Consider the following 17,590-nt stretch of genomic DNA (forward strand, 5'->3'; position numbering starts at 1 on the left):
TCAGCGTCCGTACTGCTACAAATGGTGAATATGCACGGCCCCTGCCGCGAGCAAGCCCGCGCGTACGGGGCTCGACTTTTCGGCCGTCAGCACGGGCTAGTAGCGCCGTCCGCCTCTGGCGAGCACAGCTTTCGCGAACACTGAGACAGTAATGGTTGTTGTTTGACAATGATTATCATTCGAACTAGCTTCCACTGACCTTGATGGTGCAGCGGAGAAGGCTAGCGGATGAACGAATCCCCCTACGATTTCATCGCCATTGGCGTTGGCCCTTGCAACCTTGGGCTCGCCTGCCTGACGGCGCCATTGCCCGGCGTGCGCAGTTTGTTTCTCGAACGTAAGCCGGCGTTCAGCTGGCATCCGGGTATGCTGCTCGACGGCACCACGCTGCAGAATCCCTTCCTCGCCGATCTGGTCTCGATGGCCGACCCGACCAGCCCGTTCAGCTACCTCAGCTACTGCAAGCAGCAGGGGCGGCTGTACACCTACTACATACGCGAGAACTGGTACCTCGACCGTCAGGAGTTCGATCGCTATTGCCGCTGGGCTGCGTCGCGGCTGGACAACCTGCGCTGCGGACGTGACGTACATACCATCAGTCACGATGCGGCGAACGGCCTCTATCAGATATCAGGGCAAACCGAGGACGGCACACCGTTCACCTATCAGGCCCGCAAACTGGTCATCGGCATTGGGGGCGTGCCGCGCCTGCCGGATTGCTGCGCCGCCGCGGACCACGCGCACCTGGTGCACAGCAGCGGCTACCTCGCCGAGCGCGCACGTCTGCAGGCCGGTCGCAGCATCACGGTGATCGGCAGCGGGCAGAGCGGGGCGGAGGTCTACCACGATCTGTTGCAGGACTCGGAGCGCCACGGCTACCGGCTCAACTGGGTCACCCGCGCGCCGCGCTTCTTCCAGATGGAAGACGCCAAGCTCACGCTCGAACTCATCACCCCTGAATACGGCGACTACTTCTATGGTCTCGATCCGGCCATCAAGGCTGAGGTGCTAGAGGACCAGCGCAGCATCTACAACGGCATCAACCAATCGTTGATCGAGCGCATCTACGCACTGCTCGACGAGCGCCGCCACCGCGACTCGCCGCCAACGCGCCTGCTGACCTCCATGGCGCTGGACGCCTGCCGTCGCGCCCCCGACGGCCGTGGCTGGGAGTTGGATTTCCGCCATACCCAGCTCAACCGGCGCTACCGCCATCGCACCGATGCCGTGGTCTTCGCCACCGGCTATCGCCACCAGGTGCCGGCGTTCGTCGAGGGCATCCGCGCTCGCATCCGCTGGAACGGGGAGGGCGGCTACTCACCGTCCAAACGCTGGGCGGTGGATCACCACAACCGGGAGATCTACGTGCAGAACGTCGGTCTGCAGAGTCATGGCCTGACCAACCCCGACCTGGGCCTGGCGTGCTTTCGCAACAGCCGGCTGTTGGCCGAACTGACCGGCCACGACCACTACCCGAGCGAGCCGCGCACTGCGTTCCAGGATTTCGTGCCCGGCGAGGACAGCGGCTTCGTCGCGCTGGAGCGGGAGGCCGTCGGCTCGTGACGCTGCGTACCACCATTCTGATCATGTCGGCCTTCGGTGTGATCAGCGACTCGATCCTCATCGCTTTCTATCCGCAATTCTTCGAGCTGCGCTACGGCCTGACCAGCTCGGTGCATGTGGGCGGCTACATCGCCGCCATCTCCATCGCCGTGATGTGCATGCTACCGGTCTGGGCCCGCGTGGCGCGGCGTGTCGAGACCATGCATTTGCTGGCCTATACGCAATTGGCCGCGACCGCGTTCTGCCTGTTGGCGATCTGGGCGCCGACGGTCGAGGCGTACTGGGTGCTGACCATGCTGATGTTCATGACCAAGGCCAGCTACCTGCTGATGTTCCCCTACCTGATGCGCCTGGAGCCGGCCGACCGGCACAGCGTGACCATCGGGCTGCTCTCGGTGGTGGTGCACATCGGCGCCATCTTCGGCGCGGCGGTCGGCGGGATGGCGCTGCAGGAATTCGGCCCGCGCTTCTGCGTGGCCCTGATGGCGGCGGGCGATCTCGTGCAGTTTGGCCTGTGCACCTACCTGATCCGCAGCGGGCGGGTGGTGCGCGTGCTGTCCGAGGATGCGGGCGAGCGCGCCGCACCAGCCCCGCGGCGTACCCCCGAGGCGCTGTCGGCCCTGCTCAAGCTGAGCCTGCTGATGTTCCTGTTCGACTTCAGCGCCTACCTGGTGCGGCCGTTCTTCACGGTGTACTGGGAGGCGCGCACCGGGATCGCCGAGCAGATGCTCACCGGCCTGGTGTTCGCCATTCCCGGCATCGTCGCGCTGGTCGCCCTGGCGCTACGCCATCGCATGGCGAGCCAGCCGCGCTGGGTGGATCACACCCTGCTCAACCTGCTGCTCGGCGCGGCGGGGCTGGCGCTGCAGGCGAGCGATTCGCTGTGGCTGATCGTGCTGGGGCGCTGCCTGTACGGCTGGGCGCTGTACCAGGTGATCGTCAAGCTCGAGGTCACGCTGTTCAAGGTCAGCACGCCGCCGATGTATGCGCGCGATTTCGGCGTGACCAACTTCTTCCAGAACCTCGGTGTGCTGCTCTCGTCGTTCAGTGCCGGCTACCTGGTCGACTGGGTCGGCGTGCCCGCCAGCTTCGCCATCGCCGCGGCCGGCATGCTGCTGACCGCCGCCATCGACCGCGGCTGGTTCGGCGTCGACAGCCGCCACCGCGCATCCGCGGAGGCCTGCCATGCCTGAACTGATCACGCCGGCGGACAACCGTGCCGCGCTGAACCCGGCCTTCGGCCTGCGTCCGCTGCGCCTGGAGGAGGACGTCGCGATCATCCAGCCCTGGTACCAGATGGACTACGCGCACTTCTGGAACATGCAGAACATGAGCGTCGAGGCGACCGCCGAGTTCTACCGCGACGCCGCGGCCCACGGCCTGCAGGCCTACCTGGGCTTTCATGAGGGCCGCCCGGCGTTCGTCATGGAGTGCTACGACCCGCACCGCGACCCGCTCGGCGACTGCTACCCGGTCCAGCCCGGCGACATCGGCATGCACTTCTTCGTCGGCCCGTCCGAGCGGCCGATCCGCCATTACACCCGCGACGTGCTGCGCACCGTCATGGGCTTCCTCTTCGATGCGCTCGGCGCCGAGCGGGTAGTGGTCGAGCCGGATGCGCGCAACGAACGGGTACACCGCCTCAACCGGCTGGTCGGCTTCGTCGACGTCGGTACCGTCCAGCTGCCGGGCAAGACCGCCCGGCTGGCGTTCTGCTCGCCCCATGATTTCGCTCACTCACTGGAGGAACAGGCCCCATGACGATGTCCCCGAGCCTCGATCGCCCCGCCTCGGCGGTCGCGCATCTGCACCCCGACGTCTGGCGCAAGGTCAACCGGCTGCTGGTCCGCAAGGCCATCGCCGAGTTCGCCCACGAGCAGGTCTTCACGCCGTCGTGCCTGGATGAGGCGGCCGGGGCCTGGAGTCGGTACGAGCTGGTCGGTGACACGCCCGGTTGCCGCTACCGCTTCAAGGCCCGGCGCATGGCGCTGCGGCACTGGCATGTGGACGCCGCCAGTATCGAACGGGAACTGGACGGCCAGCTGCAGCCGCTCGATGCGCTGACCTTTGTCATCGACTTCAAGCGCACCCTGGGCATCCCTGCTGACAAGCTGCCGGTGTACCTCGACGAGATCAGCAGCACGCTGTTCGGCGCCGCCTACAAGCATTCGCGCCCCGCCTTGAGCAGCGCCGAGCTGGCCGATGCCGACTACCAGACGCTCGAGGCAGCGATGATCGAAGGCCACCCGGGGTTCGTCGCCAACAACGGGCGGCTGGGCTTCGATGCGCTCGACTACCACGCCTACGCGCCGGAGACCGGGGGCCGTTTCGCCATCGCCTGGTTGGCAGTGCATCGGGACAACGCACATTTCGCCGCCGTGCCCGGTCTAGACCACGAGACGCTGTTGCGCCAGGAGCTGGGCGAGCGGCAGCTCATCGCGTTCCGCCAGCAGCTGGCCGACGAGGGGCTGGACCCGGCCGACTACCTGTTCATGCCGGCTCATCCCTGGCAGTGGTTCAACAAGCTGTCGATCATGTTCGCCGCCGATGTCGCCGAGCGCCACATCGTGCCGCTCGGGCTCAGTGAGGATCGCTATTGCGCGCAGCAGTCGGTGCGTACCTACTTCAACGTCTCCGCGCCCGAACGCTGCTACGTGAAGACCTCGCTCTCGGTGCTCAACATGGGCTTCATGCGCGGGCTGTCGCCGTACTACATGGCCGGCACGCCGGCGATCAACGCCTACCTCGACGGACTGATCAGCGCCGACCCGGTGCTACAGACGCACGGCTTCGGCATCCTGCGCGAGGTGGCCTCGGTCGGCTATCGCAACCGCTATTACGAGGCGGCGCTGGAGACCGACAGTCCCTACAAGAAGATGCTTTCGGCGCTCTGGCGGGAAAGCCCCATCCCGCGGCTGCAATCGGGCGAGCGGCTGATGACCATGGCCGCGCTGCTGCACGTAGACCCGCAGGGCGCGCCCTTGCTACCGGAACTGATCCGCCGCTCCGGGCTTACCGCGACGGCCTGGTTACGGTGCTACCTGGAGGCCTTCCTGATTCCGGTGGTGCACTGCTTCTATGCCCATCACCTGGTCTTCATGCCGCACGGCGAAAACCTCATCCTGGTCCTCGAAGGCCACGTGCCGACGCGGGTGTTCATGAAAGACATCGCCGAGGAGTCGGCCATCCTCGACAAGGACGCGCAGATGCCCGAAGGGCTCGAGCGCCTGGCGGTCGACGTGCCGGAGGACTTCAAGATCCTCGGCATCTTCATCGACATCTTCGACGGCGTGTTCCGCCACATGGGCCAGCTGCTGGACGACAGCGGCGCGCTGGAGGAGCCGCGCTTCTGGCGCACCGTCGCCGAGTCGGTGCTCGACTACCAGCGTGCGCATCCGGAGCTGGCCGAGCGTTTTGCGCGCTACGACTTCTTTGCGCCGACCTTCCTGCACTCGTGCCTCAACCGGCTGCAACTGAAGAACAACCTGCAGATGGTGGACCTGGCCAACCCGGCCGGCAGCCTGATCATGGCCGATCCGCTGGATAACCCGGTGGCGCCGTACGGGCTGGCCCAGCAGCGCCGCGAACCCAGCAGTGAATCCGCGCTGACGGTGTAGCCCTGCGACCGGCCCCGCTGGCCGGTGAACTCGAGAAGCCCATGCCGGGCCTCGCCGCCGCGTTCGACCGAACGCGGTGCGTCGGGCGCCGGTATCAAGGAGCCTTGCATGTTCAACCCCAACAGACTGCCCGAGCCGGCCCTGCGCCCGGCCGACGACCTGCCGCAACTCACCGTGCGCGATTACTGCGATCCGGCCATCTACGAGCGTGAACAGGCACTGATCTTCCGCCGCAGCGCGCGCTATGTCGGGCACGAGAAAATGGTCCCGAATCCCGGCGACTGGTACGCCCTGCCGCAGGACGCGCACAGCCGTATCCTCGTGCGCAACGAGAACGGCGTGGAGCTGCTCTCCAACGTCTGCCGGCACCGCCAGGCGCTGATGCTCGGCGACCACAGCCTCGACAGCGACCCCTGCGCCATCCGCCACGGCAACCTGCGGGCCACTGGCGGGCGCATCCTCTGCCCGTTGCACGCCTGGACCTACGACAGCCACGGCCTGATCGTCGGCGCCCCGAAATTCCCCGAGCGGCCCTGCCGCAACTTGCCGCGCTACCCGCTGTTCAACGTCGGCGGCTTTCTCTTCGAGGGTGAGCGCGACCCCGCTGCCGACATCGGCCCGCTGTTCGACCGCCCGGAAATGGACTTCGCCGGCTACGAGCTTGATCACGTCGAGGCGCACCCCTGCCAGTGCAACTGGAAGACTTTCATCGAGATCTACAACGACGACTACCACATCGCCTCCTTCCACCCAGGCCTGCGCCGCTACGTGCACAGCGGTGGGTTGAGCTGGGAATACGGCGACTGGTACAGCCTGCAGCGCATCGCGGTGGCGCCCAACCTCGCGCGCGCCGGCACCGAGGCCTACCGCGCCTGGCATGAGGGGCTGATGGCGCATTTCAGTGGCCGCTCGCCGGACTTCGGCGCGATCTGGGCCAGCTACTACCCGACCCACATGATCGAGGTCTTCCCGCACGCGCTGGTGCTTTCGACGCTGTACCCGCAGGGCGTGCACGAGACGCTCAACGTCATCGAGTTCTATTACCCCGCCGAACTGCGCCAGACCAACCGCGAGCTGTGCGAGGCGCATCGCGCCGCCTACCTGGAGACCGCCCTGGAGGATGACGAGATCGCCGAGCGCACCGACGCCGGCCGACGAGCGCTCTACCGCCGTGGCGAGGATGACCGCGGCCCCTACCAGGTGCCGTTGGAGGAAGGCATGCAGCACTTCCACGGCTGGTATCGCGCGGTCATGCAAACCCAGACGACCCCGGCATGACGCCACCCTTTTATCCATACAGGAACGGATTCCATGAGCTGACCCGACGCCTTTCTCCGCAAGCACCCGAACGTCAATCGACATGAAATAAAGAAACCATGACCGAAGTGATCCCCAACCTGTCGGCACATGCCGCCATCCCCGTCTCGCGTCCGTCCGCCCTAACGTTGGCCTGCCGGCTGGCGCCGATAACGCTCCTGCTCGCCTCGCCGCTGGCGCTCGCCCAGCAAAGCGAAGACCCGCTGCAGCTCGAGCCGGTGAACGTCACCGCCGAACGCGAGGCGGCACCGAGCGTGACCGAACGCAGCGACTCCTACACCATCGGCGCGACCAGCACCGCGACGCGCCTGGACATGACGCCGCGTGAAACGCCGCAGACCGCCATCACCCTGACCCGTGAGCAGCTCGACGATTTCGACCTGACCAACGCCACCGGTGCGCTGCAGGCGGCTGGCGTCAACGTGCAGCGGGTCGAGACCGACCGCACCTACTACTCGGTGCGCGGCTTCGACGTGTCGAACTTCCAGGTCGACGGCCTCGGGCTGCCCTTCGCCTCCGAAGAGCAGATGGGCGACATCGACACCTTCCTCTATGACCATATAGAGGTGCTCAAGGGCGCCAACGGCCTGACCGCCAACCCGGGAAACCCGGCGGCTACCGTCAACTTCGTACGCAAGCGCCCGACACGCGATTTTCAGGCCGAGGCGTCGATGAGCTATGGTTCTTGGGACACCGCGCGCGGCGAGCTGGACGTCTCCGGCCCCCTGGACGAGGCCGGCCGAATACGTGGCCGCGTGCTCGCCATGCAACAGGACGGCGACTCCTACCTGGACCGTTATTCGCTCGAAAAAACCGTGTTCTCCGCCATGATCGAGGCGGACCTAAACGACCGCAACACGGCGCTGTTCGGCTATTCCGAACAGCGCAACCGGCCCAACGGCATCATGTGGGGCGCGCTGTCGGTGTACGACAGCGAAGGCAACCCGATCGATTACAGCCGCTCGAAGAGCTATTCGCCGGACTGGACCTATTGGGACACGAAGGACAAGCAAGCCTTCGCCGAGCTGACCACGCAATGGGGCGGCGGCTGGCATTCGCGCCTGTCGCTGAACTACCGCGAGATCAGCGCCGATGCCGAGCAATTCCTTGCCAGCGGCGTACCGGATGCGGATACCGGGGAGGGCCTGTTCACCTACGCCTCCAAGTACGACCGCATCGAGCGGCAACTGCTGGGCGACGCCTATCTGAAGGGCCCGTTCGCGCTGTTCGGCCGCACGCACGAAGCGGTGATCGGGGCCAACTGGTCGCGCTCGACTGCGCGCTGGTCCTCTTATGACGACGCCTTCAGTATCCCGCTGCCGCCCGGTTTTGATGGCGACTATCCGCGTCCCGACTTCGACAACGGCCTGACCAGCGGCGCGGACTACACCACCTATCGCCGCAGCCTCTATAGCGCCGGGCACTTCAGCGTGACCGACCGCCTCAAGCTGATCCTCGGCGCCAACCACACCCGGCTCGACAGCAACGGCTACCAGGTCGGCGACACGCACGAGTATGCCGGGTCGAAAACGACGCCCTACGCCGGCGCCACCTACGACTTCGGCGAGCATTATTCGGGCTACGCCAGCTACACCAAGATCTTCAGCCCGCAGCACCTGCTGGGCGCGAACTTGACGCTGCTCGACCCGATCGAGGGCCACAGCGTCGAGGGCGGGGTCAAGGGAGAATGGTTTGGCGGCCGGCTGAATGCCAGCGCCGGGGTCTTCCGCACCAAGCAGCAGAACACGCCCGAATACGGCGGCTTCGACGCCGATGCCGGGGTGTCCTACTACAACACCGTCGATGCCATCTCGAAGGGGTACGAGCTGACCCTGGCCGGACAACTGACCGACAATTGGGAAGCCAGCGCAGGGTTCACCCATCTGTTCTCGCTCGAGGACGAGGAAGGTCGCACGGTGCGCACCTACGTGCCACGCAACTACCTGCACCTGGCGACCACCTATAAGGTTCCGGTGGTGCAGGGGCTGAAGGTCGGCGGCAGCGTCACCTGGCAGGACGACATTTCCCGCGAGCAGGGCACCACGGCCGGCGGCGACACCATCGTCACCCGCCAGGACGACTATGCGGTGGTCAACGCCATGGCCAGCTACGACATCGACGAGCACTTCAACGTGGCGCTGAACGTCAACAACCTGTTCGACGAGAAGTACTACAGCAGCCTGTACTGGGAGCAGACCTACTACGCGGCGCCGCGCAACGCGACGGTTACGCTGACGTGGGCGTACTGAAGGCAGCTGGAAGTTAGAAGCTGGAAGCTGGAACTCAAAAGCCGGGTGCCCTTGCTCCCGGCTCTTAGTTTTTGCCCTAGCTTCAAGCTTATGGCTTTGGCTCTATCGCGGTGGGCGCAATCTTCAGCAGCGCTTCGGTGATGGCTTCGGCCAGGAATTGCACGCAGAACACGCCGCCGTGGGTCCAGGCCGGGCGCATGCCGGCAAAGCGCCCGCCGCGCACCACCGGCATACCCTCCCAGAGGCGGCTGCTGAACAATCGCTCACCGGCGGGGAAGGGTTCGATGTGCAGCACCACGCCCTCGTCGATCTCGCTAAGCACCGTCACCGGCAACTGCAAATTGCCCCAGCGGCTGACCGGCGTGTCGTAGGCGCTACCCAGTCCCAGCAGGTCCAGCGCATGCCAGGGCATGGAGTTCGGCCCGTAGACCAGCACGGCGGTCGGCGTCGAGAAGCGCACTACCGTCACGTCCGGCAAACGCTCGCCGAAATGCACGAGCAACTGGTCACGCAGGTCGTCCAGGTGTGCGTCCATCGCCGCCAGCGTCTGCCGGGCCCGGTCGAGCCGGCCGATGCGTTCGGCCAGCGCAAGGTAATTTTCCCGCTGCATCTGATAGTTGTCGCGTGCCTGGGTGAAGTCACCGTAAGCGACCACCGGTGCGATGCGTTCGAGCTTGTCGCGCAAGTCTTCCAGCAGCGGGGTGATGACGATCAGGTCGAGGTCGAGTTGGGCGAGCAGCTCCAGGTTCGGCTCGGTACGGGTGCTGACATCGATTACCGAGTCGGGAAGTGTCGGGCGTACCACCCAGGCGCGGTAGTCGGCGCTGTCGGCGACCGCCACGGGCGTGACGCCAAGCATCAACAGGTGTTCGATCGGCTCCCAGCTCAGCGCGGCAATGCGCGGCGCCTCGTCGGCCCGTGCCGGTGTGCCGACACCGATCAGTAATAGGGCGAAAAGAAAGAGCCACACTTTCATGCGACGCGCTGCCGAATGAGCAGATAGAGGAAATACAGCCCGCAAAGGATCGAGGCGACCAGCCCGACCGGCACCTCCAGTGGGTAGAGCGCCGAGCGGCCGAGCCAGTCGGAGATCAGCATCAGCCAGCCGCCAAGCAGGGCGGCGAGCCAAAGTTGCGGCAGCACTCGCCGGGCGCCTAGCAGTGCCGCCATGTGTGGCGCGAGCAGGCCGAGAAAGGCCACCGGCCCGAGCACGCTGGTGACCACCGCGCAGAGCAGCGACACCAGGAGCAGCAGCGCCAGCCGAGCGCGGGGTACGTCCAGCCCGCGGCTCAGTGCCACGCCGTCACCGATGGAGACCAGGGTCAGCGCGCGGTGGAAGATCAGGCTGAGCGCTATCAGGGCGGCAACCGCCAGGCTCAGCATCACCGCCTCGCCCGCTTCGATCCGGTAGGTCGAGCCGGCCAGCCAGCCGAGCAGCGCCAGGGCGTCCGCTTCGCCTCGAGTCAGGCCGATTTGCAGCGCGGTGTTCAGCAGGGCCGCCAGCGACACGCCAACCAGCACCATGATCCCCGGCGAATAGTGATGGCGGCGGCCGAACAGCAAGAGCAGGCCGAGCACCAGCAGGCTGCCGGCGAAGGCGGCGATGGGCGCGACCAGTTGCATCGCGCCTGCACCGAACAGCATCACCGCGACCACCACGGCCAGGGTTGCGCCGGCGGTCAGTCCGAGGATGTCCGGGCTCGCCAGCGGATTGCGCAACAGCCGTTGAAGCATCATTCCGGCGACCGCCAATCCGCAGCCCGCCGCAACGGCGGCCACCAGGCGCGGCCAGCGCAGCGACCAGAGCACGGCCGAGGGCCAGCCCAGCTGCCAGCCGCCCGGGCCGCGCTGCAGCAACAGGGTGAGCGCCACCATCGCGCCACCGGCGAGGAGCAGCCATGCCAGGCGCCGGACGTTCAGCGATGGCGCGCCCGGCGGCAGCGTCAGGCCCTGGCGGTCCTGCGCACCAAGCTGGCGGTGTAAAAGCCACAGCAGCGCCGGTGCGCCGATCAAGGCGGCCGCCGCGCCACTCGGGATCAGCTCGGAAAACCAGCGGTTCAGCGCCAGGGCGATGGCATCGGCGCCGAGCAGCAGCAGCGCGCCGAGCAGGGCGCTGAACAGCAGTTCGTCCCGCGCGGTACGGGCGCCGCCGAGCCGTGCCAGGTTCTGGGTGATCAGGCCGATGAAACCGATCAGCCCGACCGCGGTGATCGCCACCGAGGTCAGCCACAGGCAGGCGAGCAACAGCATCAGGATCACCGGGAACAGCGACAGCCCTCGGGCCCGCGCACCGGCACCACCGAGCTGCAACAGCGTCAGTGGGCGCGGCGCCAGGACGATCAGTGCCAGGCCGACCAGCAGCTTCGGCCACAGCCATTGCACCCAGTGCCAGTCGATTTGCGCCAGGTCGCCCGCGCCCCAGAGGAACAGCCCGCGGCTCTGCTGGGTATGCACCAACAGGATGGCCGTGGCGATGGCGCCGAGCAGCAGGTTCAGCGCCATCCCGGCAAGAATGACCGGCAATCCCGACGCGCCATTGCGGCCAGCGATCAAGAGGGCCAGCCCGACCGCACCCAACGCACCGCCGAGTGCGGCCCAATGCCCGTGCGTAGCTGCCAGAGCCGGGGCGAACAGGGCAATGGTCGTCAGCCCGAGCCAGGCGCCGGCGGCAGCACCCAGCGTCATCGGCGAGGCCAGGCGGTTTTGCGTCAGCTGTTGCAGCACGCTGCCGGACAAGCCCAGCGCTGCGCCGACGAGCAGCGCCATGACCAGCCGCGGTAGCGCCGACAGGCCGAACTCCAGGGCATCGAAGCTGCCATCCGCCGGCGGACTCAGCGACCATTGCGCGGGCGTCCAGTGCGTCATGCCAAGGTTCAGGTGCAGCGGTGTGAGCAGAGCGATGGCCGCAAGGGCGAGCAGATAGCGCAACGGCACGGGCGCGGGCCGCGAAAGCCGGCTGGACAGGGGCATCGCCTGCACTAGTTCACCACGGCGATATTGCCGGAGCCGTTGTGGCCGAGAAACACGGTGAAGCCGCCGGCCTCCAGCCTCGGTGCATTCAGCGTCAGCACGCTGCGCCCGTCGATGTCGTGCAGGCTCAGCATGCCAGGGCTCGCAAGCGTTGCAGCCGTGCGTCGCGGTCGAGTTTCGGGCAGCTGTCGCAGAGCTCCCCATCGGCGCGTCGAAAGTGCTGGCAGCACACCTTGCGCCCCATGCCGAGGCAAGTGCGACCGTCATCCAGGTCCAGCACGGTCAGCGCGCCGCCACCGGGCAGGGCCAATGCTGCGAGCCAGTCGCGCTCGGCTTCGAGCAGGACCTCATCGGCGATCGGTTCGTTGCGTTGCGCCAGGAGCAGGGCTGCCCGCACGCAGTCGGCGACCAACAGTCGCGCCATTTTTGGGTAGATCGAGGCGACCGCATTGAATTCTGCGAGCTGGCCCTCGACGAAGGCCGTCAACTGCTCGCTGGCACAGAATATCAAGGCCGTGCGGTCACCCCGATAAGGGCAGTGGGCGGGTAGGCGGAAGCCATGCACTGAGCCTTCGTCCATCGACTGGCCCATGTCTGCCAGACAGGGCGCGTTGCGGCATAGATAGACAGCGAGAATGCTGAGGTAAATCGGCTGCCAGATCAGCAATGACCAGCTGCGCGCCGACCAGTAATGCGGTCCTGCCTCGGGATAGGCCTGCTGCCAATGCGCATGCAGCGTGGCGACCTGCGCAATGTTGCCCGGCCGGCCACACTTCAGCTGGTGCCTTTCGGCCGGACCGACTTCGCCGTTCAGCCCAGGCAATGCCTGGGTCGCAATACGCAGCAACTCGGGAAGATCGCGGCAATGCTGGGGCATGGGCAATGAACGAGTCGTGGTTAGTTGAGAGGAGTCTACGCATGATAGTGAGAACTATTCAACTTAAGCAAAAGGTTGTCATCGGGTTGTTCGATGCATCTAGCAGGGGCGTGCGCAGCGGTCGGACGACAGGCCGCGGGCCGGAAATCGCTGGCGCACCTTTGTGGCTCAGGGCGGAATTGAAAGGTCTGCCACGGTGAGCCGAAGATGCCGCGCGGGTGCGTCGCACGTCCCGCACGGCCACCACGGCTGAACGCGGGCGTAAGGCCGCGTCTTTCGGCCAGTTCCAGTAGGCTGGCGCTATCGGGCTTCCAGGGTGCCTCGGTGGCGGATGCAGAGAAATACACCCTGGACTGTTCAGCCGAGAGCCTCGCTCAAGGCTTGGGCAGATACCCGGGCAGTTCTTCCATCCGCTTCATCCAGCCTGCGACGTGCCCGTAGGGTTCCAGATCCACGCTACCTTCCGGGGCCAGCGCGACGTAGGGATAGACCGCGCAATCGGCGATTGTGGGCCGACCCATCGCCAGCCAGTCATGGCGCTCAAGGTGCTGGTCGAGGATCGAGAGTACGGCGGGCGACTTCGCCAGCGCCGCGTCCTTGTCCAGTGCGTACCCGAACTTCTCCACCAGCCGCGCGGCGCAGAGGCTGTGCTGAACCTCGTTGGCGGCAAACGACAGCCACTGGACGATGTCCGCTTGCCCCAGCGGGTGGGCCGGCCACCACGCTAGCCCGCCGTACTTGCCCGCGAGATAAACCAGAATCGCCTGCGAATCCCGGACGACATGGGCGCCGTCTTGCAGAATCGGCAGCTGCCCCAGCGGATTCAGCTCCGAAAGCGGGGGCCGCTTGTGCTCGCCGCCCGGAATATCCACCGGAATCAGTTCAAGCTCGATATGGGCCAGAGACACGAAGAGCCTGACCTTGTAGCAGTTGCCGGACGCGTCCAGATCGTAGAGTTTCATTGCGCATCTCCTTCGACGAGTTGATTGAATTCAAGGACGTTGCCGTCGGGGTCGCGGATGAACAGCGCGACCCTTCTGGGGCCGATGGGGTGCGGCCCCTCGGTGATGACGATCCCCTGTTCGCCCAGCCAGCCCTGAAGCACCTCGAGGTCATCAACGATGAAGGCCGGGTGGGTCATGCCCGGCAGCTTGACCGGCGCATCCAACAGGACGTTATGGGCACCGGGTACGCGGGTACCGTTGAAGATCAGGTTGATACGCACCCCATCGGCACTCACCATCTCGTTGGCCTCGAATAGCGGAAAGCTCGCGGTCTCCACGAATCCGAGCGCCTGGTAGAAGGCCATCGCCCGTGGCTTGTCGCTGACACGGATGCCGATATGGTCGTAGGAAAGAATGCGCGCAGGGCTGGGTCGTTCGGTCATGGCAGTCGCTCCGGTAGAAGTCGGTAGCCGAAGTGTCTGCCGGTCTGGCCGTTTCACCTATGGCTCGAACCTGACAATACTTATGCACTGAACGCACAGATCGAAGGTGGCAATGGACAGGCTCAAGGCAATGGCCAATTTCGTCCGGATCGTCGAAAACGGCAGCCTGAGCTCGGCCGCCGAGGCGACGGGGCAGTCCGTGGCGTCGCTCGTTCGCTCGCTGGCGGCGCTGGAGCGTCATCTGGGGGTTCGATTGCTGAACCGCAGTACACGGCGCATGGCTCTGACCGACGAGGGCCAGGAGTACCTGGCCTGGAGCCGCCGCATGCTCGCGGACTTCGACGACATGGAGCAGCGCCTGGCCGCGCGCGACGGCGTCGTTCGCGGCCTGCTCCGCGTGACCGCGCCCGTCGAGTTCGGCCAGCGTTACGTCGCACCGCTGGTGAACGCCTTCCTGAAGGAACATCCCGAACTGCGGATCGAGCTGAGCCTGAACGACCAGCTGCTGCCGCTCCTTGATGAACGCCTGGACCTCGCCCTGCGCATCGGTCACCTTCCCGACTCGGCCATGGTGGCGCGCCAGGTCGGCGCCACCCGGCTGGTGACCTGCGCAAGCCCCGACTACCTACGCACCGCCCCGGCCATCGACAGCCCGGCGGCGCTGCGCGACCACGCCTGCATTACGCTCGCCTCCCAAGGCCGGCACTGGTACTACCGCCACGACGGCAAGGAAGTCGCCGAACCCATCGCGCCGAGACTCGTATGCAACCAGATCCGCGCTGCCAGCCTGGCCTGCGTGCAAGGCCTGGGCATTACGCGCTTGATGCACTACCAGGTGGCGGGCGAGCTGGCCGACGGTCGCCTGGTCAGGATACTCAGGGAGTTCGAGCCGGCGGACCTGCCGATCCAGCTGGTCTATCCGCATTCGTTGCAGCTTTCGCCGCGGGTGAGGGCATTCGTGGAATGGGCGGGGCCGCGGTTGGAGAGCCGGATGCCGGTGATGCAAGCCTAAGAAAAGCTGACACGGCAGCTAACCGCGCTGCCTGGCTGATGCCAGCGGTAAGGGCTAGAGTCGTACTCGAGCGGTTCTACCCGCATCGAAATGGCGGACAGGGCACAGGAAGACACGCCGGAGAGGCGGCTGGGGCTGCGGCAGCCGGCGTAGTTTATACGCGGTTGCAAATGCACCTTAGGTCGGTGCTCACGCAGGTGTATCTAACAGAATGTCAGCAAGGCGTCAGCTTCCAGACATTTTGACTTTATACACTGGCGAGTGGGAGACCCGTTTACCGCTCCTGATGCGACGCTGGCAAATCAGCACAATTATTACAGCTAAGAGCAGCACGATCGTGCTTGCATTGCGAGCGAGCTAGTTCCTGCTTGGCATACTTCGGCCATGCCATGCTCGCTAAGTCTGCCTTCCTGGGGGGTACCGAATGCGTTTGCTCATCGTCGAGGACGAAGAAAAAACCTCTACATATGTGCATCGTGGATTGAGCGAGCTTGGCTACATCGTTGATGTCGCCAACAACGGCATTGATGGCTTGCATTACGCGCTAGAGATGGATTACGACGTGGTGATCCTCGACGTGATGTTGCCCGGTAAAGATGGCTACGGCGTTTTGCAAGGATTGCGCCTCAAAAAGAAGACACCTGTCATCATGCTGTCTGCAAGAGGCACGGTAGATGATCGTGTGCGAGGTCTTAGAGAGGGCGCGGATGACTACCTAGGTAAACCCTTCTCGTTTGCCGAGTTGGTCGCGCGTATCCAGGCGTTGATACGCCGCCGCTCCGATGACGCAGCTGATCTGACTCATTTGCGTATCGACGACCTAGAAGTAGATTTGCAAGCGCGTAAGGTCACAAGAGCCGGGATACGGCTGGATCTAACCGCAAAGGAGTTCTGCCTGTTGAGCCTCTTGGCGCGGCACCAAGGAGAGATTCTTTCCAAGTTAATGATTGCCGAGCAGGTGTGGGACATGAATTTCGACAGTGATGCCAATGTGGTTGAGGTCGCGATCATGCGTGTCCGTGCGAAGGTCGATGCGCCCTATTCGCGCAAATTGCTACACACCGTCCGGGGCATGGGATATGTGCTGGAAAGTCGTGCAGATCATGGCAAGCATGGTGGTACCCGGTGAAAGGATCGATAGCCAAGCGGCTAGGCGTTATGTTTGCACTGGCTGTCGTTCTGATCACCTCGATCAGCGCGGTGACGCTGCGCTGTTCCTTGAAGCGGACTCTCGTTGGGCAGATGCATAACGAATTGGTCCTGCGCCATTCCGTACTTGATCCCGTACTTTCGAAGTACGATTCACCTGAGTTCTGGAGCGTCTTGCTTCAGAAGCTGGATGGTCTGACACCTTCGGATGAGCGGGTGCGCTATTGGATCGTTGTGGACAACCCGGCCTACAGCTATGGCGGACCGATGCCGGATGGCCGGGATTGGTCGGAGCGGTCGGATGGCTTCGACAATATAAAGATACAGGGCCGTGATCGACCCATGGTGGTGCTGCTCAAGATTATTCCCGCTCTGGGCAGTCGTCCGGAGCTGCGCTTTATCGTAGGGCTTGATTCGACTCCATTCACCGAAATCTTGGACAACTTTACCGAAACGTTGATTTTGATTTCGGCTGTTGGGATGGTTCTGGTCGCGTTGCTCGGTTACTGGATTGCGCGTTTTGGGCTAGGGCCAGTGAGGCGGCTCAGCAGGCAGGCCAACAGCCTGCCGCCGGGTGACTCAAAGCAGCGACTCGACACCGGGGAGCTGCCGAGCGAACTGCAAGAATTGGCGGTGTCGTTCAACGGAGCCTTGGCCCGCCAGGAGGCTGCTTGGTGTCAGCTCGAAGGATTCAACGCGAATGTTGCACATGAGCTGCGAACACCTTTAACGAATTTGATCGGACAAACCCAAGTGGCGTTGGCCCATGAGCGTGACACCGGGGAGCTGCAGGACCTGCTGCAATCAAATCTGGAAGAGCTGGAGCGCATGGGCGCGATCGTCAACGATATGCTGTTCTTGGCCGGTGCCGAGCGAGGGCAGCGCGCCACTGAGCTTAGTGATGTCTCGCTCTACGAGGAAGCGTTGAAGACAGTGGAATACCTCGAGCCGTCCTTAATCGGCAAGCATTTAAGCGTGAGTATAAAGGGGGACATGCGGGTAAGAATCGACCGGCGCCTCTTTCATCGCTCACTGGCGAACCTGCTGCAGAACGCGGTGCGGTACGCGTCACCGGCAAGCACGATCACAGTGAGCCTGGTTGATGCCGGGTTACAGGCCGTGGTGAGTGTTTCCAATGCTGGCGAGCCCATTGATAGCGAACATTTGCAACACCTCTTCGAGCGCTTTTATCGCGCCGATGAGGCCAGGGCGCGCAGTGACGCGCATCACGGCTTAGGGCTATCCATCGTGCGGGCGGTCGCGTCCATGCATGGGGGTGAGGTGTTCGCAAAGAGCGAGGATGGGGTCAATACATTCGGCTTTTCCCTAACGAGCGAAGCGGCGCGGAGAGCGATCGATCCGCCAGAGCCTACCCGCGCATTCGCCCAAGTAACCCATTGATATCTTCCTGTTAGCCGCCAGTCACTTTGACGTCAGTCTCCCCACCCT

General features: G+C 64.7%; 15 protein-coding genes. 9 read left to right on the plus strand and 6 right to left on the minus strand.

Annotated features, from left to right (window positions below; all coding sequences use genetic code 11):
• Positions 1–228: 228 nt before the first annotated feature.
• From G7026_RS00155 to G7026_RS00180, 6 genes are all read left to right on the plus strand, one after another.
• Positions 229–1,563, plus strand: coding sequence for a lysine N(6)-hydroxylase/L-ornithine N(5)-oxygenase family protein (locus G7026_RS00155; RefSeq protein ID WP_181068556.1), 1,335 nt, complete (start codon positions 229–231; stop codon positions 1,561–1,563).
• Positions 1,560–2,756, plus strand: coding sequence for an MFS transporter (locus tag G7026_RS00160; protein ID WP_181068557.1), 1,197 nt, complete (start codon positions 1,560–1,562; stop codon positions 2,754–2,756). The genes G7026_RS00155 and G7026_RS00160 overlap by 4 nt, the downstream gene beginning before the upstream one ends.
• Positions 2,749–3,324 carry a GNAT family N-acetyltransferase gene (locus tag G7026_RS00165; protein WP_181068558.1) on the plus strand — a complete coding sequence of 192 codons (576 nt, stop codon included), beginning with the start codon at positions 2,749–2,751 and terminating at the stop codon, positions 3,322–3,324. Before G7026_RS00160 ends, G7026_RS00165 begins: the two co-directional genes overlap by 8 nt.
• Entirely contained in the window at positions 3,321–5,180 is a 1,860-nt protein-coding gene (locus tag G7026_RS00170) for an IucA/IucC family protein (protein ID WP_308811729.1), read from the plus strand. Before G7026_RS00165 ends, G7026_RS00170 begins: the two co-directional genes overlap by 4 nt.
• Before the next feature lie 108 nt (positions 5,181–5,288).
• Positions 5,289–6,458 carry an aromatic ring-hydroxylating oxygenase subunit alpha gene (locus G7026_RS00175; RefSeq protein WP_181068559.1) on the plus strand — a complete coding sequence of 390 codons (1,170 nt, stop codon included), beginning with the start codon at positions 5,289–5,291 and terminating at the stop codon, positions 6,456–6,458.
• A 98-nt stretch (positions 6,459–6,556) separates the two neighbouring features.
• Complete coding sequence (locus G7026_RS00180) at positions 6,557–8,746, plus strand: TonB-dependent siderophore receptor (protein WP_181068560.1); 2,190 nt, start codon at positions 6,557–6,559, stop codon at positions 8,744–8,746.
• 88 nt (positions 8,747–8,834) lie between these two features.
• Here G7026_RS00180 and G7026_RS00185 read toward each other — a convergent pair whose 3' ends face one another.
• The 6 genes from G7026_RS00185 to G7026_RS00205 form a co-directional block, all read right to left on the minus strand.
• Positions 8,835–9,722 (minus strand): ABC transporter substrate-binding protein, encoded by an 888-nt coding sequence (locus G7026_RS00185; protein ID WP_181068562.1) that lies wholly within the window; start codon positions 9,720–9,722, stop codon positions 8,835–8,837.
• The gene (gene fhuB / locus G7026_RS00190; protein ID WP_181068563.1) at positions 9,719–11,716 is read right to left on the minus strand and encodes a Fe(3+)-hydroxamate ABC transporter permease FhuB; all 1,998 of its coding nucleotides are present in this window, start codon (positions 11,714–11,716) and stop codon (positions 9,719–9,721) included. Before fhuB ends, G7026_RS00185 begins: the two co-directional genes overlap by 4 nt.
• Before the next feature lie 8 nt (positions 11,717–11,724).
• The gene (locus G7026_RS22575) at positions 11,725–11,850 is read right to left on the minus strand and encodes a hypothetical protein (RefSeq protein ID WP_258190128.1); all 126 of its coding nucleotides are present in this window, start codon (positions 11,848–11,850) and stop codon (positions 11,725–11,727) included.
• On the minus strand, positions 11,844–12,593 hold the full coding sequence (locus G7026_RS00195) for a siderophore ferric iron reductase (protein WP_181068565.1): 750 nt from the start codon (positions 12,591–12,593) through the stop codon (positions 11,844–11,846). Before G7026_RS00195 ends, G7026_RS22575 begins: the two co-directional genes overlap by 7 nt.
• 374 nt (positions 12,594–12,967) lie before the next feature.
• A complete protein-coding gene (locus tag G7026_RS00200; protein WP_181068567.1) occupies positions 12,968–13,555 on the minus strand; it encodes a glutathione S-transferase family protein in 588 nt (195 codons plus the stop codon).
• The gene (locus G7026_RS00205) at positions 13,552–13,980 is read right to left on the minus strand and encodes a VOC family protein (protein ID WP_181068568.1); all 429 of its coding nucleotides are present in this window, start codon (positions 13,978–13,980) and stop codon (positions 13,552–13,554) included. The genes G7026_RS00200 and G7026_RS00205 overlap by 4 nt, the downstream gene beginning before the upstream one ends.
• A 112-nt stretch (positions 13,981–14,092) precedes the next feature.
• Here G7026_RS00205 and G7026_RS00210 point away from each other — a divergent pair, with 112 nt between their 5' ends.
• From G7026_RS00210 to G7026_RS00220, 3 genes are all read left to right on the plus strand, one after another.
• Complete coding sequence (locus G7026_RS00210) at positions 14,093–14,992, plus strand: LysR family transcriptional regulator (protein WP_181068570.1); 900 nt, start codon at positions 14,093–14,095, stop codon at positions 14,990–14,992.
• Positions 14,993–15,416: 424 nt separating this feature from the next.
• A complete protein-coding gene (locus G7026_RS00215) occupies positions 15,417–16,121 on the plus strand; it encodes a heavy metal response regulator transcription factor (protein WP_181068572.1) in 705 nt (234 codons plus the stop codon).
• A complete protein-coding gene (locus G7026_RS00220; RefSeq protein WP_181068574.1) occupies positions 16,118–17,542 on the plus strand; it encodes a heavy metal sensor histidine kinase in 1,425 nt (474 codons plus the stop codon). The genes G7026_RS00215 and G7026_RS00220 overlap by 4 nt, the downstream gene beginning before the upstream one ends.
• The last annotated feature ends 48 nt before the right edge of the window (positions 17,543–17,590 follow it).

Source organism: Stutzerimonas azotifigens (assembly GCF_013522725.1).
GTDB classification, from domain to species: Bacteria; Pseudomonadota; Gammaproteobacteria; order Pseudomonadales; family Pseudomonadaceae; genus Stutzerimonas; species Stutzerimonas azotifigens_A.